This is a genomic window from Coralloluteibacterium thermophilum (assembly GCF_042654365.1).
In the GTDB taxonomy this organism is placed as follows: Bacteria; Pseudomonadota; Gammaproteobacteria; order Xanthomonadales; family Xanthomonadaceae; genus Coralloluteibacterium; species Coralloluteibacterium thermophilum.
In genome coordinates this window covers 31,550-54,665 of the sequence record NZ_JBHSGG010000014.1, presented here as the reverse complement: position 1 = coordinate 54,665, position 23,116 = coordinate 31,550, and the positions used below count along the sequence as shown (strand labels likewise).

General features: G+C 72.0%; 22 protein-coding genes. 9 read left to right on the top strand and 13 right to left on the bottom strand.

The window, feature by feature from the left end:
* Positions 1-135 precede the first annotated feature (135 nt).
* Together ACFO3Q_RS05040 and ACFO3Q_RS05035 are read left to right on the top strand one after the other, a co-directional pair.
* Positions 136-3,105 carry a TonB-dependent receptor gene (locus ACFO3Q_RS05040; protein WP_377003542.1) on the top strand — a complete coding sequence of 990 codons (2,970 nt, stop codon included), beginning with the start codon at positions 136-138 and terminating at the stop codon, positions 3,103-3,105.
* Between the two features lie 106 nt (positions 3,106-3,211).
* Positions 3,212-4,231 carry a cupin-like domain-containing protein gene (locus ACFO3Q_RS05035; protein WP_377003541.1) on the top strand — a complete coding sequence of 340 codons (1,020 nt, stop codon included), beginning with the start codon at positions 3,212-3,214 and terminating at the stop codon, positions 4,229-4,231.
* Positions 4,232-4,249: 18 nt separating this feature from the next.
* Here the strand turns inward: ACFO3Q_RS05035 and ACFO3Q_RS05030 are convergent, their stop codons facing one another.
* Positions 4,250-5,278, bottom strand: coding sequence for a LacI family DNA-binding transcriptional regulator (locus ACFO3Q_RS05030; RefSeq protein WP_377003540.1), 1,029 nt, complete (start codon positions 5,276-5,278; stop codon positions 4,250-4,252).
* Positions 5,279-5,461: 183 nt separating this feature from the next.
* Between ACFO3Q_RS05030 and ACFO3Q_RS05025 the strand changes: the two genes are divergently transcribed.
* Entirely contained in the window at positions 5,462-8,065 is a 2,604-nt protein-coding gene (locus tag ACFO3Q_RS05025; RefSeq protein WP_377003539.1) for a glycoside hydrolase family 3 protein, read from the top strand.
* Positions 8,066-8,225: 160 nt separating this feature from the next.
* Here ACFO3Q_RS05025 and ACFO3Q_RS05020 read toward each other — a convergent pair whose 3' ends face one another.
* Positions 8,226-8,435 carry a cold-shock protein gene (locus ACFO3Q_RS05020; RefSeq protein ID WP_377003538.1) on the bottom strand — a complete coding sequence of 70 codons (210 nt, stop codon included), beginning with the start codon at positions 8,433-8,435 and terminating at the stop codon, positions 8,226-8,228.
* A gap of 312 nt (positions 8,436-8,747) precedes the next feature.
* Entirely contained in the window at positions 8,748-9,185 is a 438-nt protein-coding gene (locus tag ACFO3Q_RS05015) for a PA2169 family four-helix-bundle protein (RefSeq protein ID WP_377003537.1), read from the bottom strand.
* Between the two features lie 134 nt (positions 9,186-9,319).
* Between ACFO3Q_RS05015 and ACFO3Q_RS05010 the strand changes: the two genes are divergently transcribed.
* Positions 9,320-9,805 carry a DUF456 domain-containing protein gene (locus ACFO3Q_RS05010; protein WP_377003641.1) on the top strand — a complete coding sequence of 162 codons (486 nt, stop codon included), beginning with the start codon at positions 9,320-9,322 and terminating at the stop codon, positions 9,803-9,805.
* Entirely contained in the window at positions 9,806-10,498 is a 693-nt protein-coding gene (locus ACFO3Q_RS05005) for an extensin-like domain-containing protein (protein ID WP_377003536.1), read from the top strand. It abuts the gene before it with no gap.
* A gap of 21 nt (positions 10,499-10,519) precedes the next feature.
* Here the strand turns inward: ACFO3Q_RS05005 and ACFO3Q_RS05000 are convergent, their stop codons facing one another.
* The 5 genes from ACFO3Q_RS05000 to ACFO3Q_RS04980 all read right to left on the bottom strand — a co-directional run bounded on the left by ACFO3Q_RS05000 (position 10,520) and on the right by ACFO3Q_RS04980 (position 13,764).
* Entirely contained in the window at positions 10,520-10,969 is a 450-nt protein-coding gene (locus ACFO3Q_RS05000) for a CoA-binding protein (RefSeq protein WP_377003535.1), read from the bottom strand.
* A gap of 37 nt (positions 10,970-11,006) precedes the next feature.
* Complete coding sequence (locus ACFO3Q_RS04995) at positions 11,007-11,465, bottom strand: hypothetical protein (protein ID WP_377003534.1); 459 nt, start codon at positions 11,463-11,465, stop codon at positions 11,007-11,009.
* Between the two features lie 147 nt (positions 11,466-11,612).
* Positions 11,613-12,176, bottom strand: coding sequence for a DUF488 domain-containing protein (locus ACFO3Q_RS04990; RefSeq protein ID WP_377003533.1), 564 nt, complete (start codon positions 12,174-12,176; stop codon positions 11,613-11,615).
* A gap of 125 nt (positions 12,177-12,301) precedes the next feature.
* Positions 12,302-12,793 (bottom strand): glutathione peroxidase, encoded by a 492-nt coding sequence (locus ACFO3Q_RS04985; protein ID WP_377003532.1) that lies wholly within the window; start codon positions 12,791-12,793, stop codon positions 12,302-12,304.
* Positions 12,794-12,816: 23 nt separating this feature from the next.
* Complete coding sequence (locus tag ACFO3Q_RS04980; RefSeq protein WP_377003531.1) at positions 12,817-13,764, bottom strand: LysR family transcriptional regulator; 948 nt, start codon at positions 13,762-13,764, stop codon at positions 12,817-12,819.
* 111 nt (positions 13,765-13,875) lie between these two features.
* On the opposite strand from ACFO3Q_RS04980, the gene ACFO3Q_RS04975 reads away from it, so the two are divergent.
* The 4 genes from ACFO3Q_RS04975 to ACFO3Q_RS04960 all read left to right on the top strand — a co-directional run bounded on the left by ACFO3Q_RS04975 (position 13,876) and on the right by ACFO3Q_RS04960 (position 17,308).
* A complete protein-coding gene (locus ACFO3Q_RS04975) occupies positions 13,876-14,895 on the top strand; it encodes a zinc-binding alcohol dehydrogenase family protein (RefSeq protein WP_377003640.1) in 1,020 nt (339 codons plus the stop codon).
* Between the two features lie 118 nt (positions 14,896-15,013).
* Positions 15,014-15,493: a hypothetical protein gene (locus ACFO3Q_RS04970; protein WP_377003530.1), complete on the top strand. Its 480-nt coding sequence runs from the start codon at positions 15,014-15,016 to the stop codon at positions 15,491-15,493.
* Positions 15,490-16,455: a cation efflux transmembrane domain-containing protein gene (locus ACFO3Q_RS04965; RefSeq protein WP_377003529.1), complete on the top strand. Its 966-nt coding sequence runs from the start codon at positions 15,490-15,492 to the stop codon at positions 16,453-16,455. The genes ACFO3Q_RS04970 and ACFO3Q_RS04965 overlap by 4 nt, the downstream gene beginning before the upstream one ends.
* A 76-nt stretch (positions 16,456-16,531) precedes the next feature.
* Positions 16,532-17,308, top strand: coding sequence for a ferredoxin--NADP reductase (locus ACFO3Q_RS04960; RefSeq protein WP_377003528.1), 777 nt, complete (start codon positions 16,532-16,534; stop codon positions 17,306-17,308).
* A 15-nt stretch (positions 17,309-17,323) separates the two neighbouring features.
* Here ACFO3Q_RS04960 and moeB read toward each other — a convergent pair whose 3' ends face one another.
* The 5 genes from moeB to bamB all read right to left on the bottom strand — a co-directional run bounded on the left by moeB (position 17,324) and on the right by bamB (position 23,115).
* Complete coding sequence (moeB, locus tag ACFO3Q_RS04955) at positions 17,324-18,460, bottom strand: molybdopterin-synthase adenylyltransferase MoeB (RefSeq protein WP_377003527.1); 1,137 nt, start codon at positions 18,458-18,460, stop codon at positions 17,324-17,326.
* 92 nt (positions 18,461-18,552) lie between these two features.
* A complete protein-coding gene (locus tag ACFO3Q_RS04950; protein ID WP_377003526.1) occupies positions 18,553-19,764 on the bottom strand; it encodes a molybdopterin molybdotransferase MoeA in 1,212 nt (403 codons plus the stop codon).
* A gap of 49 nt (positions 19,765-19,813) precedes the next feature.
* Complete coding sequence (gene mobA, locus ACFO3Q_RS04945; RefSeq protein WP_377003525.1) at positions 19,814-20,401, bottom strand: molybdenum cofactor guanylyltransferase; 588 nt, start codon at positions 20,399-20,401, stop codon at positions 19,814-19,816.
* A 19-nt stretch (positions 20,402-20,420) separates the two neighbouring features.
* Positions 20,421-21,815, bottom strand: coding sequence for a ribosome biogenesis GTPase Der (gene der / locus ACFO3Q_RS04940; protein WP_377003524.1), 1,395 nt, complete (start codon positions 21,813-21,815; stop codon positions 20,421-20,423).
* A gap of 97 nt (positions 21,816-21,912) precedes the next feature.
* Positions 21,913-23,115 carry an outer membrane protein assembly factor BamB gene (bamB, locus tag ACFO3Q_RS04935; protein ID WP_377003523.1) on the bottom strand — a complete coding sequence of 401 codons (1,203 nt, stop codon included), beginning with the start codon at positions 23,113-23,115 and terminating at the stop codon, positions 21,913-21,915.
* Position 23,116: the final 1 nt, after the last annotated feature.

Sequence of the window (23,116 nt, the reverse complement as noted above, 5' to 3'; positions counted from 1 at the left end):
CGGAAAGCGAAGCCTGGCGCGGTTGACAACGCTGTCAGCCTAGCATCCAATGCCGCCGCACGTACGGACCGCCCGACGATCCGACGAAACAAGAACGTCCATCGAGACGCGTGAGCCTTTGGGGAGGGAATGTCCATGATTCAGCCGCACACCGCGCCCAAGAAGCGCGTCCTGACGACCGCACTGCTGCTCGCGCTGGCCCAGCCCGTCGCGGCGCAGGACGCCACCGATACGACCGGAGCCTCCGACCCCGCCACCCTCGACGCCATCACGGTCACCGGCATCCGCCAGAGCCTGACCTCGTCGATGAACCTCAAGCGCGACGCGCAGGGCATCGTCGACGGCATCGTCGCCGAGGACATCGGCAAGTTCCCCGACACCAACCTCGCCGAGTCGCTCCAGCGCATCAGCGGCGTGTCGATCGACCGCTCGGCGGGCGAAGGCTCGCGGGTGACCGTGCGCGGCGTCGGTCCCGACTTCAACCTGGTGCTCCTCAACGGGCGCCAGATGCCGGCGTCGAGCATCGAGGCCACGAACGCATCGAACTCCCGCGCGTTCGATTTCGCCAACCTCGCCTCCGAGGCGGTCTCGGGCATCGAGGTCTACAAGAGCAGCCGCGCGGCTACGCCGACCGGCGGCATCGGCGCGACCATCGACATCAAGACCGGCCGGCCGTTCGACATGGGCGACCAGGTCAGCGTGGGCATGAAGACCGTCCACGACACCTCGAACGAGAACCTGCCCAAGAGCATGCGGGGCAGCTCCATGACCGGCGAGATGTCCGGCATCTTCAGCACCGTGTCCGAGGACGGCCGCTTCGGCCTCGCCGTCAGCGCGAGCTACCAGGAACGCGACTCCGGCTACAACGAGGCCGCGGTCGGCGGCGGCTGGTATGCGTTCCCGGGCGACGAGGGCCCGCTCGCGCTACCCGACCAGGCCGCCAACGCGACCAATCCGCCGGGTGCCGACGACATCTACTCGATCCCGCAGAACCTGATCTACGGCCTGAACGGCATCCAGCGCCAGCGCACCAACGGGCAGGCGACGCTGCAGTTCGCGCCGACCGACCGCATCACCGCGACGCTGGACTACACCTACTCCGAGAACCGCATCCAGCACCGGCGCCACGAGCTGTCGACCTGGTTCAACCAGGCCGCGTCGCGCACGTCCTGGACCGGCGGTCCGATCGCTTCGCCGATCTCCTACACCGAGTTCGTCGACTTCACCGAGGTCGACGGCCTGCTCGAAGGCTCCGACCTGGCGATGGCCGGTGCGCACTTCGCGACCAAGAACGAGAACAAGTCGCTCGGCTTCAACGTCGCCTGGGAGGTCACCGATGCTCTCGCGCTGGAGCTGGACTACCACACCTCCACTGCGGAGTCCGGCGCCGACAGCCCGTGGGGCTCGAACAACGCCCTCGGCACGGCTGCGTTCGTCCGCGGCGACACGACCGTCGACTTCAGCGGCGACTTCCCCATCCTCGGCGTCGAGCTTCCTCCCGGGATGACCCAGGTGGGCGCCGACCGGATGATGGTCACCGGCTCCTCGTTCCGCAACAGCTACATGAAGTCCGAGGTCGAGCAGGGCCAGCTCCGCGGCCGCTTCGACTTCGAGAACTACTCCAGCCTGCAGTTCGGCGCGGCCTTCACCGAGGTCAAAAACCGCTCGGCCTACGGCTTCACGCAGCGCGACGACTGGGGCGGCTTCGGCGGCCGTGCGGCCGACTACGCCGACGATCTCTGGATCGCCGACGACATGAGCCGCTACTTCGACCAGTTCCCCGGCAGCGGCGCGATGTTCGGCCAGTTCTTCATGTTCGACTTCGCGCGGGTCCGCGACGCCGCCATCGCCGCGCGCGGTGGCGACGCGGCGGCCTACCTGCCGCCGCCCGACTTCAGCACCGATCGCCGCGCCACCGAGAAGTCCAAGAGCGCCTACCTGCAGTGGAACAATACCTGGGACCTCCAGATGCCGCTGCACGCGTCGATCGGCGTGCGCTACGAACAGACCGACGTCGTCTCGCGCGCGCTCGTCCCCATCGCGACCGGCCTGACCTGGACCGGCGAGAACGAGTTCGCGGTGCAGTTCGGCGACCCCGACTTCACCGAGCTGCGCGGCAGCTACGACTACTGGCTGCCCAGCCTGGACCTCAGCCTCGAAGTCACCGACTCCGTCGTGCTGCGCGGCAGCTACGGCCACAGCATCGGCCGCCCGCAGTGGAACCACATCCAGGGCGGGCAGACGCTCGACTCCTTCGCCTCCTTCGAGGGTGGCACCGGCTCCCAGGGCGACCCGGGCCTCAAGCCGCTGGAGTCGCAGAACTTCGACCTGTCGGTCGAGTGGTACTACGCCGAGTCGAGCTACGTGTCGGTCGGCTGGTTCCGGAAGAACATCGACAACTACATCGGCACGTCGATGATGGAGATCTCGCCGTTCGACATCCGCACGCCGGTGGGCGGCACGTACTACAACGAGGCCGTCGCCAACGGCTGCACGCCCGGCAGCACCGGCTTCCGCGGCTGCGTGCGCGACTACATCTTCGACAACTTTGCCGGGGCCCCCGGCGTCGACGTGGCGAACGGCCGCATCTCCGGACAGCCGGGCGATCCGCTCGCCGTCTTCCGCGTCAGCGTCCCGGTGAACAAGGAGTCCTCCTCGCTCAAGGGCTGGGAGTTCAATGCCCAGCACGTGTTCGGCGATACCGGCTTCGGCCTGGCCGCGAACTACACGATCGTCGACTCGGACCTGACCTACGACGACTACAACCTGGGCGACCAGTTCGCCCTGGTCGGCCTGAGCGACTCGGCCAACTTCGTCGCCTTCTACGACAAGGGGCCGTGGCAGATCCGGGCAGCGTACAACTGGCGCGACAAGTTCCTCTCGAGCACCTACGACAGCTGGCGCCCGAACCCGGTCTACGTCGAGTCCTACGGCCAGCTCGACGTCAACGTCAGCTACCAGGTCAACGACCACTTCTCGATCCATGCCGAAGCGATCAACCTGACGGACGAGACCACGCGCTCGCACGGCCGCAGCGAGAACCAGGTGTTCTACGCCACGCAGACCGGCCCACGCTACATGCTCGGCTTCCGCGCAAGGTTCTGATCCGCACGGGGACAGGGACGTCCCCCGCAAGCGCCGGCTCCACCCGCTGCACCGCCGGCACGGCGCAGCGGGTACCGGTCCCGGGACACCCTGGCAGGCTGGCGACATGCATCGCACCCTTCCCCCGCCCGCAGCGATCCCCGAGGCACCGCCGGACGCACCGCTCGCCGCGCTCCTCGATGCCACTTCTCCGCTCGTCGTCCGCGGGCTGACGCGGACGTGGCCCGCAGTCCGGGCCGCGATGCGGTCCCACCTCGCGGCCGCGACCTACCTCCGCCGGCTCGCGAACGACGCGGTGCCCGCCGTCGCCACCGTGGCACCGCACGAATGCGGTGGCCGGATCTTCTACGACGCGTCGATGCAGGGCTTCAACTTCCGGAGGGAGGAGGTCCCGGCGAGCGTCGCGCTGAACACCCTGGCGAAGTACCTCGACGTCGAGGCACCGCCGATGATCTACCTCGGCGCGACGACGCTGGACACCTATTTTCCCGGCTTCGGCCTGGAGAACCGACTCGACCTCGGCCCGCGCGATCCGCTCGCGAGCATCTGGATCGGCAATCGCACCCGGGTGCCCGCGCACCACGACGTCCCCGACAACCTGGCCTGCGTCGTCGCCGGCCGGCGACGCTTCACGCTCTTCCCGCCCGAGCAGATCGGGAACCTGTACATCGGGCCCCTGGACTTCACGCCTGCCGGACAGCCCGTCAGCCTGGTCGACGCCGCCGCGCCCGACCTCGAACGCTTTCCGCGGTTCGCCGAGGCGTGGCGGCACGCGCTCGTGGCGGAGCTTGGCCCGGGGGACGCGATCGTGATCCCGAGCATGTGGTGGCACGCCATCGACGCGCCCGATGGCTTCAACGTCCTGGTCAACTACTGGTGGCGGCGTTCTCCAGCGTGGATGGAGACGCCGATGAGCGCGCTCATGGCGGCGCTGCTGACCCTGCGCGACCTGCCGGCCCACGAACGTGCCGCATGGCGGACGCTCTTCGACCACTACGTCTTCGAAGCGGATGCTGCAACGGCTGCGCACATTCCCGAGGCCGCGCGCGGCGTCCTCGCGCCCCTCGACGCGTCGGGCGCCGCCCATCTGCGCCAGCGCCTGATGGAGCGCCTGGCCAAGCGCTGACGCCTCGTCGCCTCGCGATCAGCCCGGCACCGCCCCCGTCGACCGCCGCAGCTGCAGTGTGTAGGGCAGCTCGATGTTCTCGCCTGCACCGCGTTCGCGGATCGCCTTGATCACCTCCAGCCCGGCCAGCCGCCCCATGTCGCGGCTGGGCTGGCGCACGGTGGTGAGCGACGGATAGATGAAGCGCGCCACCGGCATGTCGTCGAAGCCGCAGACGGAGATGTCGCGCGGCACCGCGAGGCCGCGTTCGCAGATCGCGCAGATGCTGCCGGCCGCCATGTCGTCGTTGGCAGCGAAGATCGCGGTCGGCCGCTGCGGCAGGTCGAGCAGGCGGTTGGTGGCCTCGTAGCCGGACTCGTAGAAGAACCTGCCGGCGACCACGAGTTCGGGATCGTAGGCGATGCCCGCCTCGCGCAGGCCCGCGCGGTAGCCCGCCAGGCGCCAGCGGCTGGCGCCGTGCGCGGCATGTCCCTTGATGTGCGCGATGCGCCGGTGCCCCAGCGAGACCAGGTGCAGCACCATGTCGCGCGCCGCGCTCTCCTCGTCGACGAACACGCCGATCCGCCGGTTGCGCTCCTGCGCCGAGACGCTGGCGTACGGCACGCCGATCTCGTCCAGGCGCGCGAGCAGCGCGCGGTCGTCGGTGATAGGCGGGGTCAGCACCACGCCGTCGAGCTGCGACTGCACCACGAGCGACTCGACCTTGGCGACGATGTCGCGCGCGCGATAGTCCAGCGGCGCGAGCATGAGGTTGTAGTGCTGCGACTGGCAGGCATCCAGCACGCCGAGCTCCACCTCCATCAGGTAGTTGCTCGACGGGTTGTCGTAGAGCATCGCGACGAGATTGGAGCGCCGCCCCGCGAGCAGCCGCGCGGACGCGAGCGGGCGGTAGCGCAGCTTCTCGACCGCCTCCTGCACCTTGCGGCGCGTCTCGTCGGAGACGTTGGGCTCCTCGTTGAGCACCCGCGACACCGTCTTCATCGATACGCCCGCGGCCTTTGCCACGTCGTCGATCCGCACGCGCATCGTGTTCGATCCCGCCATCATGACCCCATGAGCCCGCATTCTGCCGCGGATGCGGCAAGGGCGTGTGTGCCGTGCAGCAAGCCTTGTCTGCGCGCGCCGGGTATCCTAGCGTTCGCTGACAACGCTGTCATGGCAGCCGCCGCAGCTTCCTCCATCCGGCGGGCCGAACCTCGCGCCCGCCCCGATCACCGGGGACCGATCTCGATGCGACCATCCTCCCGCCGCAGTCTTTCCACCTGCCGCACCGCCCTGCTGCCCGCGCTGATCGCGCTCGCGGTGGCCCTGCCCGCCTGCTCCCGGACCGATGCGACGCCGGACACGCAGGCATCCGGACACCCGGCCGCCTCCGGCGCGGCGCTCAGCAGCACGGTGGTGCCCGAAAACTGGCCGCAGCCGGCCTGGCCGTTCGCCGAGGACGCCGAACTCGAACGGAAGATCGCCGACCTGATGGCGACGATGACGCTGGAGGAGAAGGTCGGCCAGATCATCCAGGGCGACATCGCCGACATCACCCCCGACGACGTGCGCAAGTACCGCCTGGGCTCGATCCTGGCCGGCGGCAACTCCGATCCGGGCGGGCGCTACGACGCGCCGCCGGAGGACTGGCTCGCGCTGGCCGACGCCTTCTGGGAGGCGTCGATGGACACCAGCGGCGGCGGCAAGCCGATCCCGATCATCTGGGGCATCGACGCCATGCACGGCCAGAGCAACGTCGTGGGCGCGACCCTGTTCCCGCACAACGTCGGCCTCGGCGCGACGCGCAACGTCGAGCTCATCCGCGAGATCGCGCGCATCACCGCGATCGAGACACGCGTCACCGGCATGGAGTGGACCTTCGCGCCGACCGTCGCGGTCCCGCGCGACGACCGCTGGGGCCGCGGCTACGAAGGCTACTCGGAGAACCCTGAGCTGGTCGCCCACTTCGCCGGCGCCTTCGTCGAGGGCCTGCAGGGCAGGCCCGGCGACGACGATTTCCTGGGCGAGACCCGGGTCATGAGCTCGGTCAAGCACTTCGTCGGCGACGGCGGCACCACCGGCGGCAAGGACCAGGGCGACACCCAGGTCACCGAGGCCGACCTGCGCGACATCCACAATGCGGGCTATCCACCGGCGATCGCCGCGGGCGCCCAGGGCGTCATGGCCTCGTTCAACAGCTTCAACGGCGAGAAGCTGCACGGCCACAAGGGCCTGCTGACCGACGTGCTCAAGGACCGCATGAACTTCGGCGGCTTCATCGTCGGCGACTGGAACGGCCACGGGCAGCTGCCGGGCTGCACCAATACCGACTGCGCGGCCACGTTCAACGCGGGCCTCGACATGGCCATGGCGCCGGACAGCTGGCGCGGGCTGTACGAGAGCACGCTGGCCCACGTCCGGGCGGGCACGATCCCCATGGAGCGCCTCGACGACGCGGTGCGCCGGATCCTGCGGGTGAAGTTCCGCATGGGTCTGTTCGACGCGCCCAGGCCGTCCGAACGTGCGCTCGGCGGCAGGTTCGAGCTGCTCGGCGCGCCCGAGCACCGCGCGGTCGCGCGGCAGGCGGTCCGCGAATCGCTGGTCCTGCTGAAGAACCAGGACGGCATCCTCCCGCTGGCGCCGAACCAGCGCGTGCTGGTCGCCGGCGACGGCGCCAACGACATGGGCAAGCAGTCGGGCGGCTGGACGCTGAACTGGCAGGGCACCGGCACCAAGCGCGAGGACTACCCGAACGCCGACACGATCTGGGAAGCCCTGCAGGCCCAGGTGCAGGCGGCGGGCGGCAGCGCCGAGTACGCCGTCGACGGCAGCTACAGCGAGAAGCCCGACGTGGCCATCGTGGTGTTCGGCGAGGACCCCTACGCCGAGTTCCTCGGCGACCTGCCCAACCTGCTGTACAAGCCCGGCGACGACACCGACCTCGAACTGATCCGCCGCCTCAAGGCCGACGGCATCCCGGTGGTCTCGGTGTTCATCAGCGGCCGCCCGCTGTGGATGAACCGCGAGATCAACGCCTCCGACGCCTTCGTCGCGGCCTGGCTGCCCGGCTCCGAAGGCGGCGGTGTCGCCGACGTGCTGCTGCGCGACGCCTCCGGGGCGGTCCAGCACGACTTCAAGGGCACCCTGAGCTTCTCCTGGCCGCGCCGTGCCGACCAGTACGACAACAACGTCGGCCAGCCGGGCTACGACCCGCTGTTCCCCTTCGGCCACGGCCTGACCTATGCCGACGACGGCAACCTGGAACGCCTGCCGGAGGATCCCGGCATCAGCGCCGACGCCGGCCAGGACGGCACGCTGTTCGAGCGCGGCGTCCCGGGCCCGGGCATCCGCCTGGTGGTCACCGGCGGCGACGGACGCGGGGCCGACGTGCTGCACCCGCGCGTGTCCAGCCCGGACGGCCATCTCGCCCTGAGCGCGATCGACTACCAGACCCAGGAAGGCGCCCGCCTGCTCACCTGGAGCGGCGAGGCCACCGCCGAGCTGATCACGGCGTCGCCGATCGACCTCGGGCAGGACGCAGAGGCCGGCGCGATGCTGGTGGCGACCCTGCGCGTGGATGCGCTGCCGCAGGACGGGCGCGCGGCGCTCCTCGTGGGCTGCGGCGAGGACTGCAGCGGCGAGCTGCAGGTCGGCGAGTGGCTGGCCGGGCTGCCGCGCGGCGAATGGACGACCGCGGGCGTGCCCCTGGCCTGTCTGCGCGACGCAGGCGCCGACCTCGCGCGGCTCGACCGTCCCTTCGTCGTCCGGGCCGGCGCAGGCCTCGAACTGGGGCTGGCGGAAGTGGCCGTGGGCACGGAAGCGGACCACCGCCTCGACTGCGCCGCGCAGTGACGCAGACGGCCCGCGGCGAGCGCATCGCCGCGGGCCGTCCGTAGCGGCGGAGAGGCTTCCCGTCCGGGCGACCCGGGCCGCGCTGCAGCGGCCGTCGCGAAGGCAAGAAAAAACCCCCGGATCGCTCCGGGGGTTTTTCATGTCCGCACGATGCGGGCGATCAGAGCGGCTGGACTTCGTCCGCCTGCAGGCCCTTCTGGCCCTGCACCACCTTGAAGCTCACCTTCTGGCCTTCCTTGAGCGACTTGAAGCCGGTGCCCTGGATGGCGCGGAAGTGGACAAAGACGTCCTCGCCGCTCTCGCGGCTGACGAAGCCGAAGCCCTTGGCGTCGTTGAACCACTTCACGGTGCCAGTTTCACGATCCGACATTGCATGACTCCTACAACTACATCGATGGGTGGATTTCTGACGCCGTAGTGGCCGTCATCGTGCTGGTCGCAAGGAGCGTTCGTGCCGGGGCACGGATGCAACGAGGCGGATTCCTTGGAGCTACCGCTTCGGGCCACGGTCCACAGTGACGCCGGCAAACACAGCGCGCGCGATGCTAACCTCATGTTCAGGGAAAAGCGAGTATGGGGCGCCCGGAGACGCGCAAACCTGACGAACGGCACTTCCTGGCGGTCGAACGGTCGTGCAACACGACGGACGGCCCTTGCGCCGCCCGTCGTACCACGGGAGACCCTACTTGCCGAGCGAGTGCTTGAGGTCGCGCATCTGCGCATGGTCCTGCTCCACCTGCGGCTGGTAGCGCTGCGCGATGGCGCGCACCTCGGCATCGTCGCTGTCGTTCACCGCGTCGCGGAAGGCATGGACGATCCGGTCCTCGAAGGCCTCGAGCTGGGCGATGTACTCGGCATCGGAATCGCCGCTGAGCTTCACCCGCAGCTCGCTCCACGCCTTGCGCAGGCCACCCGAGACGCTGCCGTCCGACGGTTCGCCGCCGCGCGCGGCGACCTTGGTCTTGAGGTCGGCCGCGATGCTCGCCTTGGTCTGCGCGAAGCGCTCGAACAGCTGCCGGTACTGGGCGTGCTTGGCCTCCTGCGCGGCGTCGCGGTAGAAGTCGCGGCTGTCCTCGAGGACGTCGATGAGCTCGTTGAGCGTGGCGGTCCGGTCGTTCATGGGCATGCTCCTTTTTTCTGGATGTGGCGCCAGCCTGGCAGGCCGGGCGCCAAGACGCCGTGTTCCTCCTCCGCTCCACGTCCCCGCCACCGCCGTTCGCGCATCGTGCGCACGCCCAGCCCGGAGCTTCCGCCATCGACGCCACCCTCCTCCTCTACCTGCTGTCGGGCCTGCTGATCCTCCTGGGGATCGCCGGCCTGATCCTGCCCGTGCTGCCGGGCACGCCGCTGATGTTCGTGGGCATGCTGGTCGGCGCCTGGGCCGAGGACTTCACCCGCGTCGGACCGGTCGCGCTGGTGGTCCTCGGGCTGCTCGCCGCGCTCGCCTTCCTGCTGGACTTCGTCGCGGGGCTGCTGGGCGCGCAGCGCTACGGCGCGAGCCGGCTGGCCCTGTGGGGCGGCGCGGTGGGCACCCTGGTCGGGCTGTTCTTCGGCCTGCCCGGCCTCATCCTCGGGCCGTTCGTCGGCGCCGTCGCCGGCGAATTCCTGCACGGGCGGCGGCTCGGCACGGCCTCGCAGGTGGGCATGGCGACCTGGTTCGGCATGGCGATCGGGGCAGTGGCCAAGATCGCGATCGCCTTCGTCATGCTCGGGATCTTCGTGTTCGCCCTCGTCTTCTGAATGCGCGCCCTCCTGCTGCTCGTCCTGCTCGTCGCGCTGGCCTGGCTCGCGCTGCAGCGGGGCTGGATCGCGATCCCCGACCGCTACCACCCCTACGCGCCGCTCGCGCTGGACGACCCGCCCAACATCCTGACCGGCTTCAAGATCCGAAGGCTGGCGGAGGACCCCGACGCCTGCGCGCAGGTCCTGGCGCAATCGGGGCTGGCCGCCACGCCCATCGCCGACCGCGAGGGCCAGGACGGCTGCGGCTGGCGCAACGCCGTGCGCATCGGCGCCGGCTCCGAGCCCGCGGTCGGCGATGCCTTCAGCCTGCAGTGCCCGGTGGCGGTCTCGCTGGCGCTGTGGGAGCGCCACGTCCTGCAGCCGGCGGCACGGCGCCACTACGACGCGCCGGTGACGGCGCTGGAGCACTTCGGCTCCTACGCCTGCCGCAACGTCTACGGGCGTGCGAGCGGACGCCGCAGCGAGCACGCGCGCGCGAACGCCTTCGACCTCGCAGGCCTGCGCCTGGAGAACGGGCGCCGCATCACCGTCGCCCGCGACTGGGACGGCGACGGGACCGACGCCGCCTTCCTCCGCGAGCTGCGCGACGGCGCCTGCGGGCTCTTCAACGGCGTGCTGTCGCCGGACTACAACGCGGCGCACCACGACCACTTCCACTTCGACCGGGGCCCCTACCGCATCTGCCGCTGACGGCGGCCTCGCACCGGGCGGTCAGAGACCGGGCCGGAGGCGCCGATGCTCGACGAGCAGGCAGCGGTCCTGCACCACGCGGATGCCGGCGCGGGCCAGGGTCTCCGCGGCCGCGTCGTGGCGGATGCCCGACTGGAACCACACCGACGCGGGGCGCGCCGCGAGGATGTCGTCGAGGTGCGGCGGGATGTCCTTCGGCCGGCGGAACACGTCGACCATGTCCACCCGTCCGGGGATGTCCGCGAGCCGGCGGTACACCCGCTGGCCGAGGATGCGTTCGACCTCGGGGTAGTAGACCGGTACCGGCACGATCTCGTAGCCGTGCCGGGCCATGTAGGCCGGCACCTCGAAGGCGGGCTGGCCGATCTGCGCCTCGGTCTTGATGCCCAGCACCGCGATGCGGTGGGTGTCCGCCAGGAGGGCCTCGATGCCCTCCGGGTCGTCGATCAGGTTGCGCTGCCAGTCGCTCATGGATGAGCCCGATGCTCGGGACGAGGCCCAGGGTCGCTCAGTAGGTGCCGTAGGCCGTGTAGCCGACGTGGTAGCCGTCGTCGCGCGGATCGAGGGGCATGGCCTCGCGGTCGAGGACCTCCACCCGATCGCCGGGCCGCAGACCGTAGCCGGATGCCTGGTCGAACGACGCGTAGCGCCCGTCGTCCATGCGCACGGTCACGTGGTAGGCATCCCGCGGCCGGGGTTCTCGCACCTGCGCGCCACGCACGGCGGTGCCGACCGGCACGACACCCGGCCCGGCGATGCCGTGGCCACCGTCGGCAAGGCTGCCGAGCAGCGCCCCGAACAGGCCGGCAGCGCCCCGGACGCCACGCCCCTCGCGCTGCGTGTCGTAGCTGCGCGCCACCTCGGTCACCGTCCCGCAGTCCCGGCAGCCGTGGGCCTGGGCCTGCGCGGCCGGCGAGCAGGCCGTCGCCGCGACGAGGGCGAGAACGGAGGCTGCGGTGCGCTTCACGAAGGGGCTCCTGCGCCTGGACGGGACAGTGGGAAACGGCCGCCACGATGCGGCCGGCGCGATGAACCCGCAGGCAATCGCGCGCGCCGCCCGCGCTGCGCTTCAGCGGCGGTGCGGGCAGGATTTCCCGGCGGTTCACCTGCGCGCTCAGAAGAGCCCGCGCTGCACCGGTTCGGGCGCCGCGTAGGAGAGCGCGCCATCGACGACCCGCGCCGCGGCGGTCCACGGGTGTTCGCTGGCCGCGGCGCCGGGCCGCAGGTGCAGCACGCGGATGCCGCGCAGCTTCAGGTCGTCCGCGATGAGTCCACGATGGCACTGCCACCAGAGCGTCTCGGCGCACATGATCGCGGTGGGTCGGACGGCTGCGGCGAGCAGCGCGTCGCGCGCCGACGCGTAGGCGGGCGTCTGCATGTAGTCGGCATAGCCGCGGAAGCCCGCGTTGCGCCACGCGGTGTTCGGCGAGTCCGGCCGCGGCGGTCGGCGGCCGCCGAGGGCGGGCATGGGCAGGTACTCGATGCCGGCGGCGGCGAGCGCCTGCGCCAACGCGTCGGCGCCGAACTGCGGATGGCGGCGCGACCCGGGATACCGCCGCACGTCCGCCAGCCGCACGATGCCCGCGCCCTGCAGCAGCGCGACGAACGCCTCGATGGCGAGCACGGAATGGCCAACCGTCCAGATGGTGTCGGCGGGTGGGGACGGTAGGTCCTTCATGCGCACAGCATCGCAGGCGGCGGATGCAGGCGCCGTGGGCTCGGGGCGCATCGCGCCCTTCCGCCCTGCGAGGCGGCCGGCGGCGCCGGATGCGGCCGCGACGGCGCAGGCCGGGGTGCCCCCCCCTATCCCGCCTCGGCGAGCGCGGCCTCGACGTCGGCGCTGAGCTCGGCCGGCTTCACCGTCGGCGCATAGCGGCGGCGCACCCGCCCGTCCCGGCCCACCAGGAACTTGGTGAAGTTCCACTTGATCGCCTCGGTCCCCAGGACGCCCGGCCGCTCCTGCTTCAGCCAGGTCCACAGCGGATGCGCTCCGGGGCCGTTCACCTCGATCTTGGAGAACAGCGGGAAGTCCACGTCGAAGCGCGTGGTGCAGAAGGCCGCGATCTCGGCATCGCTCCCCGGCTCCTGGTGCCCGAACTGGTCGCAGGGAAAGCCCAGCACGGCGAAGCCCTGGTCGCGGTAGGTGCGGTGCAGGGCCTGCAGCCCCTCGTACTGCGGCGTGAAGCCGCACTCCGACGCGACGTTGACCAGCAGCAGCACCTGCCCGCGGAAGGTCTCCAGCGCGATGTCGTTGCCGTCGATCCCGCGCGCGGTGAACCCGTAGATGGTGTCCATGAGGTCTCCTCGACTCGGCGCGATCATAGCTCGCCGACGGCGCCCGCCCCGCGCGACGCGTCCGGAACGCCCTCGCCGGCCTCCATGCGCCGCGCGCAGGCGTGCAGGAAGTCGGCCAGCGCGCGCACCGCCGGCGAGAGGTGGCGCCGGTGCGGGAGCAGGAGGCTCACCGGGGCCGACTCGCCCTGCCAGTCCGGCAGCAGCGCGACCAGGCGTCCGGCCGCGAGATCGTCGAGCACGTCGAGCCGCGACTTGTAGGCGATGCCGAACCCGTCCACGGCCCACGCGCGCACCAGGGCGCCGTCGTTGCCCTGGCGGTCGCCTTCGACCTCGACGTCCACCACCTCGTCGCCGCGCCGGAAACGCCAGCGTCCGTAGCTGCGCCCGTCCAGCCGGTAGCGCAGGCAGTTGTGCCCGCGCAGCGCCTGCGGCGTGTCGGGTGCGCCGTGCCGGGCGAGGTACGCCGGCGCGGCGCAGAGCACCCGCGGATTCAACAGCGGCAGGCGAAGCGCCACCAGGCCCGAGTCCGGCAGTTCGCCCAGACGCACCGCGATGTCGATGGGCTCGCGCAGGAGGTCGGACAGGGCGTCGGAGAGCGTCAGCACGACGCGGGCGCCCGGGTGGCGACGCTGGAAGGCGTCCAGCCAGCCGCGCAGCAGGTGCCGGCCCAGGTCGGAGGGCGCGGAGATGCGCAGCTCGCCACGCACGCCCTCCCCCGCGGCGAGCGCCGCGCGTCCCGCCGCGAGCGCATCGAGCGCCTGCCGGCAATGGGCGAGATAGGTCTCGCCCTCCGGCGTCAGCCGCAGGCTGCGGGTGGAACGCACCATGAGGCGCACCCCGAGCCGCGCTTCGAGCCGCTTGAGGGCGGCGCTGGCCGCGGCGGGCGCCACCCCGAGCAGGCGACCGCCGCGCGAGAGGCTGCCCGCTTCCGCGGCGCGGACGAAGAGTTCGATCTCGTCGAGCACTGGCATTTTCAAATCCTGGTTGATGGTCTTCGCGCTTGGGACGCCATTATCAACACAGGACGCGGGACCTACAGTGTCCCTCCGCCAACTCAGGAGAGCGCCATGCTTCCCGCCACGATGAAGGCCGTCGGCCTCACCCGCTACCTGCCCATCGACGACCCCGCCTCGCTCGAAGACGTCGAGCTGCCGGTGCCGCAGCCGGAGCCCAACGACCTGCTGGTCCGGGTCGAAGCCGTCGCAGTCAACCCGGTGGACGCCAAGGTCCGCGCACCCAAGCCGGACGTGGAGGCGACGCCGCGGGTCCTGGGCTGGGACGTGGCGGGCGTGGTGGTCGCCACCGGCACCGAGGTCGAGGGATTCGCGGTCGGCGATGCGGTCTACTACGCGGGCGACATCACCCGCCCCGGCGGCAACAGCCAGTACGCACGGGTGGATGCCCGCATCGCCGCGCGCAAGCCGGCCTCGCTCGACTTCGCGGAGGCCGCCGCCCTGCCGCTGACCGCACTCACGGCCTACGAGGCGCTGTTCGAGCGCCTGCAGCTCGACCTCGGCGGCGGACACGCCGGGCAGACCCTGCTCGTCATCGGCGGCGCCGGCGGCGTGGGATCGCTCGGCATCCAGTTCGCCAGGCGCGCGGGCCTCACGGTCATCGCCACCGCGAGCCGTCCGGAGACGACGGCGTGGGTGAAGGAGCTCGGCGCCGACCACGTCGTCGACCACCGCCAGCCGCTGCGTCCGCAGATCGAGGCGCTCGGGCTGCAGTACGTCGATTGGATCGCCGACTTCGCCGACACCGACCCCTATTGGGAGCAGATGGTCGACCTCGTGCGCCCGCAGGGCCGCATCGTCACCATCGTCGACAACACCCGGCCTCTCGCCACCGCCCTCGCCAAGGCCAAGAGCATCGGCCACGTCTGGGAGTTCATGTTCACCCGGGCGCGCTTCCGGACGCCGGACATGGCCGAGCAGGGCCGCATCCTCGCGGAGGTCGCGGGCTGGATCGACGACGGCAGCCTACGCCACACGCTGAAGACCCGGCTGACGCCGATCGACGCCGCCAACCTGCGCGAGGCGCACCGGCGGCTGGAGTCGGGCACCGCCATCGGCAAGATCGCGCTGAGCGGCTGGTCCGCGTGACCGGGGCCCGTCGTGCGCTCCGGTGGGCGGCCCGGCTGCGCCGGACGCGCGCCGGACCCGGGCCGCACGACGTGCGCCAACACACGGCGCTGACGCGACACCACAGGAAGATGAGGGCATGCGTCCGCCGCATGCCATCGCCGCCGGTCTCGCCATCCTGCTGGCCCTCGCCGGCTGCGGGCTGCCCCACGATCCCGACGGCACCACCGCCCGCGTCGCCGGGGCGACCCTGCGCGTGGGCGTGGTGCATGCGCCCGGATGGAGCGACGGCCCCGGCCTGAGCGGCGCCGAGCTGGACGCGGTGCGGCGCTTCGCCGCCTCGCTGGACGCGGAGCCGGCCTGGACGGTGGCCGGCGAGTCGCAGCTCATGCAGGCCCTGGCGCGACGCGAGCTGGACCTGGTGGTCGGCGCGATCCCTGCCGACACGCCGTGGAACGCGCACGTCGCGGTCAGCCGCCCCTACCCCGCCACGCGCTACGCGGCGCCGGGCGCGGAGATCGCGGTGGCGGAACACGCCTGGACCCTGCCGGCCGGCGAGAACCGCTTCCTCGTGACGGTGGAAGCCTTCCTCGAACGCGACGGCGCGTCCGCACCGTGAGGCCGATCGCGCGCTTCGAGGCGCCCCCGCACGTGACCGCCGCGGCCCGCCGCGCGTGGCGGCTGCAGGTGGCGATGATCGTCTACGGCATCACCGTGATCGTCGGCATGGGCCTGGCCGCCGGCGAGTCCCAGGCGATGCGCACGGCGTGGATCGAGGACATGCTGATGCTCGTCCCGCCCATCGCCTATCTCTTCGCCGACCGCCTGCGCCGTCGCCAGCCCGACCGCATCTTCCCGTTCGGGCGCTTCGGCGCGGTCGATGCGGCCTACCTCGTGAGCGCCTTCGCGCTCGTCGCGGTCGGTGGCCTGCTGCTGTGGGAGGGCGCCTCGACCCTGGTGCGCGGGGAGCGGCCCAGCATCGGCTCGGTGTTCGTCGGCGGGCACCAGGTCTGGCAGGGCTGGTTCATGTGGGCCGCGCTGCTGTGGGCGGTGGTGCCCGCGGTCTGGCTCGGGCACCTGCTCAACGGTCCCGCGAAGACCCTGCACGACCGCTCCCTGCACGGCAGCGCGGAGATGCTCAAGGCGGACTGGCAGACCGGCGTCGCGGCCGCGGTCGGCGTGCTGGGCATCGGGCTCGGCATCTGGTGGATGGACGCGGTGGCGGCCCTCGTCGTCGCCTCCAGCGTCGTGCTCGACGGGCTGCGCAACACCGCCCGCGCCTTCGGCGCCCTGATGGAGCACCGCCCGATGCTGATCGGCCGGCCGGACCGGCCCGACGACCTGGTGGAGCGCTTCGAGACGGCGCTGCGCGCGCTGCCGGAGGTGGCGGACGCCGAGGTCCGCCTGCGCGAATCCGGCTGGCTGCTGCTCGGCGAGGTGGTCCTCCACACCCGCGAGGCGACCTCGCCCGAACAGGACGAGGCCCTCTACCGCGCCGTCGCCGAGACCGCCGCCGGCCTGAGCTGGCGCGTCCACGACCCGGCTGTGAGCATCCGCGTCGCCCGGAGCCACGGCCCCTGAAGACGGCCTCCGCCGCGGCGCCTTACAATCGTCGATTCCGTCGGCCGTGCCGTCGCCGCCGCCATCGCGAGCTTCGATGTCTCCTTTCGATACCGAGCGCGTCCTTGCCGTCCGCCACTGGACCGAGGACTACTTCAGCTTCACCCTCACCCGCAGCGCGGGCCTGCGCTTCGAGAACGGGCAGTTCATCATGATCGGCCTGCCGGTCGACGGCCGCCCGCTCATGCGCGCCTACTCCATCGCTTCGGCGAACTGGGAGGAGGAGCTGGAGTTCTTCAGCATCAAGGTGCCCGACGGTCCGCTGACCTCGCGCCTGCAGCACATCAAGGAAGGCGACGAGGTCCTCATCAGCCGCAAGCCCACCGGCACCCTGCTGATCAGCGACCTGCACAAGGGCCGCAACCTCTACCTGCTCGGCACCGGCACCGGGCTGGCGCCCTTCCTCGCGGTGATCAAGGACCCCGAGACCTACGAGCGCTTCGACCGGGTGATCGTCTGCCACGGGGTGCGCCGGGTGCAGGACCTCTGCTACCGCGACTACATCGAGCGCGAGCTGCCGGAGCACGAGATCCTCGGCGAGATCCTCGGCGGCCGCCTGCTCTACTACCCGGCGGTGACGCGCGAGGCGTTCCCGCACCAGGGCCGGCTGACCGACCTCATGGCCAGCGGCAGGATGATGAGCGACCTCGGGATCGAGCCGCTCGACCCCGCCCACGACCGCGCGATGATCTGCGGCAGCCCGCAGATGCTGGCGGACTTCCGCACCCTGCTCGACGGGCGCGGCTTCACGGCCTCGCCGCGCATCGGCACGCCGGCGGAGTACGTGTTCGAACGGGCGTTCGTGGAGAAGTGATCCCCGCCGCCGGCGCTATGCGCCGGCGCAGAACGCCGCGTAGTCGATGTAGCCGGGGAACGGCCGGCCGCGGGCGCAGACCGGGCAGTCCGGGTCCGGACGCAGGCGCGTCTCGCGGAAGCGCATGCCCAGCGCCTCGAAATGCAGGAGCCGGCCCGCGAGGCTTTCGCCCATGTCCGCGAGCAGCTTGATGGCCTCGGTGGCCTGCAGCAGGCCGACCACGCCGGGCACGATCCCGAGCACGCCGGCCTCCGCGCAGTTGGGCGCGGCCTCCGGCGGCGGCGGCTCCGGGAACAGGCAGCGGTAGCAGGGCGCCTCGCCGCGCCGGCGCCCGGCGTCGAAGACGCTGACCTGTCCCTCGAAGCGGTGCACGGCACCGTAAACCAGCGGCAGGCCCAGCTTCACGCAGGCGTCGTTGAGCAGGTAGCGGACCGGGAAGTTGTCGGCGCCGTCGAGCACCAGGTCGGCGCCCGCAAGCAGGCGCTCGATGTTGGCGGAGGTGACACGCTCGGGCACCACCTCGATCCGCACCCGTGGATTCAGCGCGGACAGGGTCGCGGCGGCGGACTCCACCTTGGGCGCGCCGATGCGGTCGTTGGTGTGCAGGATCTGGCGCTGGAGGTTGCTGCGGTCCACATGGTCGTCGTCGGCCAGCACCAGGGTGCCGACCCCGGCGGCGGCGAGGTAGAAGGCGGCCGGCGACCCGAGTCCGCCCGCGCCGATCACGACCACGCGTGCCGCCTCCAGGCGGCGCTGCCCTGCCTCGCCGAACTCCGGCAGCTGGAGCTGGCGCGCGTAGCGCTCGTAGAAGTCCAGGTCGCCCGTAGGCATGGCCATCGGCAGCGCGTCCGCCCGCCAGCGCTCGGTGCCGCCCGCCACGGACAGCACGTGCGCATAGCCCGCCCCGCGCAGCACGGCGGCGGCGGCGCGCGAGCGGCCGCCGGACTGGCAGATCAGCAGCACCTCGACACCCGGGTCCGGCAGCCAGTGTGCGGGCGCCGCCTCCAGCTCGCCGCGCGCGACGGTCAGCGCCCCCTCGGCATGTCCGGTTGCATGCTCGTGGGGCTCGCGCACGTCCACCAGCACCGCTCCGCGTTCCTGCCGGAGGCGCGCCTCCGCGGGGTCGATCTCGGGAACCGTCTGCTCGTCCATCCGCGCATTATCGGCCCTCGGCGCACCGGGCGCGCTACGGTGCCGCTGCGGCGCGGGAGCGGCTCCGGACGGCGGCTGCTCCGTCCGCGCGCTCAGTAGCGCAGCACCTCGACCGGCGTGCCCTCGGCATAGTCGCGGGCGCCTTCGTCCAGCACGATCAGCGCGTCGCTGTCGGCGGCCGCGCGCATCCGGTGAGAGCCGTCGGCGGGATTCGGGCGGACCCGCAGCACCCCGTCGGCATCGGTCTCCAGCCTGCCGCGGAGGAACTCCAGGCGTTCGTTGCGCTTGCTCCAGGCGGCCGCCAGGCGCGCCTGCACCGGTGCCGCCGGCGCCGCGCCCTGCAGGCCCAGGACCAGTGCCCGGCCCAGCGTGAGGAAGGTCGCCAGCACCGAGACCGGGTTGCCCGGCAGCGCGAGCACGAACGCGCGATCCCATTCGCCGAACAGCACCGGCATGCCCGGCTTCATCCGCACCTTCCAGAAATGGATGCGACCCTGCTCGCGCAGCAGCGCGGGCAGGTGGTCCTTCTCGCCGGCGGAGACGCCGCCGCAGGTCAGCACGAGGTCGAAGGCGGAGGCGGCGTCGGCGAGCGCCGACCGCATGCGGCCGGGCTCGTCCGGCAGGGCGGGCAGCGCCATGGGTTCGAGGCCCGCCTCCGTCAGCAGGGCCATCAGCAGCACGCGGTTGCTGTCGTAGATCTCGCCGCGCCGCAGCGGCTCGCCGGGGCGGCGCAGCTCGTCGCCGGTGGTGAACACCGCCACCGTCGGCCGTGCCGCGACGTCCAGCTCGGGCAGCCCGAGCGCCGCCGCGAGCGCCAGCCGTGCGGGATTGAGCGCCTCGCCTGCGCGCAGGACGGTGTCGCCCGCCGCCACGTCCTCGCCCTGTCGGCGCACGTGCTGGCCGGCGCGCACCACCGCCCCGGGGTGGAGACGGTCGCCGTCGAGCCGCGCCTGCTCCTTCATGAGCACGCTGTCCGCGCCGGGCGGCAGCACCGCGCCGGTGGTGATGCGCACGCACTCGCCCGGGCCGACCGCCAGGTCGGCTGTCCGGCCGGCGAACCGCTCGCCGACCAGGCGCAGTCCCGCAGGATCCGCGGCATCCGCCGCGCGCAGGGCGAAACCGTCCATCGCCGCATTGTCGAAGCCCGGCAGGTCCAGCGGCGCCACCACGTCGCCGGCGAGGATGCGGCCCCGCGCGCGCGCCAGCGGCACGCGTTCGGCGGGCAGCGGGCGCGCCCGGGCCGCCGCGCGGACCAGGTCGAGGGCGTGGGCGAAGGCGATGCGGACGGGGTACTCGGAACTCATGCGGTGCGGCGTCCTGCGGCGAAACCCGCATTGGATCACGAACCGGCGGTCATTCCCGCACGGCCATCCCGGCCTGCGCCCGCGCGAACGCCTCCGGGGTGTTGAGGTTGCCGATGGCGCGCTCCAGGACGAGCGTCGGAAAGCCCAGGGCGGCCTGCACGCGCTGCACCGCCCTCTCCCCGTCGGCCAGGGCCCATTCGACCGGGCCGCGGCAACGCCGGACGGCGTAGGCGGCGAGCATCGGCTGCGGTCCGCCGGGCTCCACTGCGACGGCCCCGGCCGCGTCGCCGCAGGCGGCGAGCAGGGCGTGCAGGATGGCGCCGTCCACGTCCCAGGCATCCACCGGGACGGTCACCAGCCAGGGCGTCCGGCACGCCGACAGCAGGGCGTCGATGCCCGCGAGCGGCCCCTGGAAGCCGGAGAGACGGTCCGGCACCGCGGCGAGGCCATGCTCCGGATAGCGCTCGAGGTTGCGGTTGGCGCTGACGAGGATGCGTGCGGCCACGTCGCCCAGCCTGCGGCACTGGCGCAGCACCAGCGGCTCGCCGCCGAACTCGGCCCAGGCCTTGTCCACGCCGCCCAGGCGCCGCCCTTCCCCACCCGCGAGGATGCCGAGGGTCAGCTGCCGCCGCTCCACCGCCGCGCCCCCTCCCGCGTCAACGCCGCTTGACGTGGCGCATGAGGCGCCGGCGGCTCTTGATCTGGCGCTCGGTGAGCTCGTTCCTCCTGCCCTCGTAGGGGTTGTCCCCCTCGCGGAACTCGAACTTCACCGGCGTGCCGACCAGCTTGTAGCGCTTGCGGAAGAAGTTCTCGAGATAGCGCTTGTAGCTCACCGGCAGCGTCTTCAGCCGCGTGCCGTGGACGATGAAGGTCGGCGGGTTCTCGCCGCCCGGGTGCGCGAAGCGCAGCTTGGCGACGTGCCCGCGGACCACCGGCGGCTGGAAGGCCTCGTAGGCGATCTCCAGGGCACGGGTCACCTCGGAGGTGGTGAACTTGCGCGTCGCCGAGGCATGCGCACGGTGGATGGCGGCGAACAGCTCGCGCAGGCCGCTGCCGTGCTTGGCGGAGATGGTGACGCGCTCGGCCCAGTCCACGAAGGACAGCTTGCGGTCCAGCAGCGCCATCGTCTGGCTGCGCTGGTACTCGCTCTGCCCGTCCCACTTGTTGACCGCCACCACCAGCGCGCGCCCGGCGTCCAGCACGTGGCCCAGCACGGTGGCGTCCTGCTCGGTGACGCCCTCGCCTGCATCGATCAGCACCACCGCGACCTGGCAGGTCTCGATCGCCTGCAGGGTCTTGATGATCGAGAACTTCTCGACCACCTCGTCGACCCGACCCTTCTTGCGGATGCCGGCGGTGTCGACGAGGGTGTACTTGCGGCCGTCGCGGTCGAGGTCGATGGCGATGGCGTCGCGCGTGGTGCCCGGCACGTCCGAGGCGATGACGCGCTCCTCGCCGAGCAGGCGGTTGACCAGGGTCGACTTGCCCACGTTCGGGCGGCCGATGAAGGCCAGGCGCATGCGGTCGAGGTCGACGTTCTCCTCGGCGTCCGCCGTCTCCGGCAGGCTGGCCTCGACGATGTCGAGCAGGTCGTCGATGCCGCGCTGGTGCGATGCGGCGATCGGCAGGGCGTCCTCGACCCCGAAGCGGGCGAAGTCGGCGAGCGCGGCATGCACGTCGACGCCATCCGTCTTGTTGACCACCAGGCGGAACGCGCGCCCGCTGCGGCGCAGCCAGGCCAGGATCTCGGCATCGAGACCCGAGGCGCCCTCGCGGCCGTCGACGATGAAGAGGATGAGATCGGCGTCGAGCGCGGCAGCCCGCGCCTGGCGCGTGGTGGCGCCGGCCAGGTCCTCGCCCTCCCCCTCGATGCCGCCGGTGTCGACGAGCGCGAAGGGCCGGCCCTCGATCAGCCGGCAGACACCGTAGTGGCGATCACGGGTGACGCCGGGCTGGTCGTGGACCAGGGCGTCGCGGGTGCGCGTCAGCGCGTTGAACAGTGTGGACTTGCCGACGTTCGGCCGTCCGACGAGGGCGACCAGTGGCAGCACAGTCAGAACCTTTGCGGAGTATCTGCGGACCGCCCCGCGAGGGATGCGGGGCGATCGGGGAGAGGATGGCGGGCGCGGGGGCGCATCGCGGTGTCCGTCAGTCGATCCGGTAGGCGGCGAGCTGACCGTCGGTGGTGACGGCGTACAGCGTGCCGTCCGGGCCGACCTGCGGGGTCGCGCGGATGGGCGCGCGCTGCACGCGCACGCGCGCGGCGAGGTTGCCGGTGCCCAGGTCGATCCAGTGCAGGTAGCCCTCGAGATCGCCAACCACGGCGTAGTTGCCCTGCACCGCCGGCGTGGTCAGCCAGCGGCGCGCGAGCGCCTCCTGGCGCCACATGGCCTCGCCACCGAAGCGATCGAGCGACCACACGGTGCCGGCGGTGTCCACCGCGATCAGCCGCGTGCCCGTGGCAGCGAGGCCGGCGTAGCTGCCCAGCTCGCGGTTCCAGAGCGGGGCCCCGGACTCCGCTGCCATGGCGAGGGTCTGGCCCTTGAAGCTGGTGGCGTAGAGCAGGCTGTCGGCGACGACCAGTTCGCCGTCGACGTCGGCCATGCGCTCCAGGTCGGTGCGGCCCTCGGGCTGCGCCACGATCTGTTCCCAGCGACGCAGGCCGGTCTGCAGGTCGAGGGCGACGACGGTGCCGTTGTCGTAGCCGGCGAACACGATGCCGCCGGCCACCACCGGTGCCGCGTTGCCGCGCACGGTCAGGGTCGGCAGCGCCTGCTCGAAGATCCAGCGACGCTGGCCGCTGGACAGCTCGAAGGCGGCGATGCGGCCGTCGTTGCTGCGCACCACCACCAGGCCGCTGGAGACCTGCGGCGCGGTGATCACCTCGGACGAGGTGCTCGCGCGCCAGCGCTCGGCGCCGGTCCCCGCGTCGAAGGCGACGACCTCGCCCTTGAGGCCACCGGCCACCACCACGCCCTCGCCCGCGCCGGGACCGCCGGTGAAGGCGACCTCGGTGTCGGTGCGCCAGATCTCGCGGCCGGTGGCCGCCTCGATCGCCAGCACGCGGCCTTCCTGGTTCGCGGTGTAGAGGCGATCGCCCATGACCGCAGGATGCTGGCGCGAGCCCAGGCGACGCTCACCCTTGCCGATGGAGCGCGACCACTGGCGGGAGACGTTCACCGTCTGCGCGAACTCGGTCAGCGCGGCCGGAGCGGTCGGGTCCTCCTTGGAGCTCGAGAACCAGCCACGGACGGTCGTGCAGCCGGGCAGGCCCACGCTCAGCACCAGCGCGAGGGCGAGCGGCGCGCGCCAGCGGCGGTTCGCGGCGGTGGATTCGACGGATCGGGTCATG

Excerpts from the sequence above, each read along its gene's own strand:
- ACFO3Q_RS05040 (WP_377003542.1), top strand. The coding sequence starts at position 136 with ATGATTCAGCCGCACACCGCGCCCAAGAAGCGCGTCCTGACGACCGCA.
- ACFO3Q_RS05035 (WP_377003541.1), top strand. The coding sequence starts at position 3,212 with ATGCATCGCACCCTTCCCCCGCCCGCAGCGATCCCCGAGGCACCGCCG.
- ACFO3Q_RS05030 (WP_377003540.1), bottom strand. The coding sequence starts at position 5,278 with ATGATGGCGGGATCGAACACGATGCGCGTGCGGATCGACGACGTGGCA.
- ACFO3Q_RS05025 (WP_377003539.1), top strand. The coding sequence starts at position 5,462 with ATGCGACCATCCTCCCGCCGCAGTCTTTCCACCTGCCGCACCGCCCTG.
- ACFO3Q_RS05020 (WP_377003538.1), bottom strand. The coding sequence starts at position 8,435 with ATGTCGGATCGTGAAACTGGCACCGTGAAGTGGTTCAACGACGCCAAG.
- ACFO3Q_RS05015 (WP_377003537.1), bottom strand. The coding sequence starts at position 9,185 with ATGAACGACCGGACCGCCACGCTCAACGAGCTCATCGACGTCCTCGAG.
- ACFO3Q_RS05005 (WP_377003536.1), top strand. The coding sequence starts at position 9,806 with ATGCGCGCCCTCCTGCTGCTCGTCCTGCTCGTCGCGCTGGCCTGGCTC.
- ACFO3Q_RS05000 (WP_377003535.1), bottom strand. The coding sequence starts at position 10,969 with ATGAGCGACTGGCAGCGCAACCTGATCGACGACCCGGAGGGCATCGAG.
- ACFO3Q_RS04990 (WP_377003533.1), bottom strand. The coding sequence starts at position 12,176 with ATGAAGGACCTACCGTCCCCACCCGCCGACACCATCTGGACGGTTGGC.
- ACFO3Q_RS04985 (WP_377003532.1), bottom strand. The coding sequence starts at position 12,793 with ATGGACACCATCTACGGGTTCACCGCGCGCGGGATCGACGGCAACGAC.
- ACFO3Q_RS04980 (WP_377003531.1), bottom strand. The coding sequence starts at position 13,764 with ATGCCAGTGCTCGACGAGATCGAACTCTTCGTCCGCGCCGCGGAAGCG.
- ACFO3Q_RS04975 (WP_377003640.1), top strand. The coding sequence starts at position 13,876 with ATGAAGGCCGTCGGCCTCACCCGCTACCTGCCCATCGACGACCCCGCC.
- ACFO3Q_RS04970 (WP_377003530.1), top strand. The coding sequence starts at position 15,014 with ATGCGTCCGCCGCATGCCATCGCCGCCGGTCTCGCCATCCTGCTGGCC.
- ACFO3Q_RS04960 (WP_377003528.1), top strand. The coding sequence starts at position 16,532 with ATGTCTCCTTTCGATACCGAGCGCGTCCTTGCCGTCCGCCACTGGACC.
- moeB (WP_377003527.1), bottom strand. The coding sequence starts at position 18,460 with ATGGACGAGCAGACGGTTCCCGAGATCGACCCCGCGGAGGCGCGCCTC.
- ACFO3Q_RS04950 (WP_377003526.1), bottom strand. The coding sequence starts at position 19,764 with ATGAGTTCCGAGTACCCCGTCCGCATCGCCTTCGCCCACGCCCTCGAC.
- bamB (WP_377003523.1), bottom strand. The coding sequence starts at position 23,115 with ATGACCCGATCCGTCGAATCCACCGCCGCGAACCGCCGCTGGCGCGCG.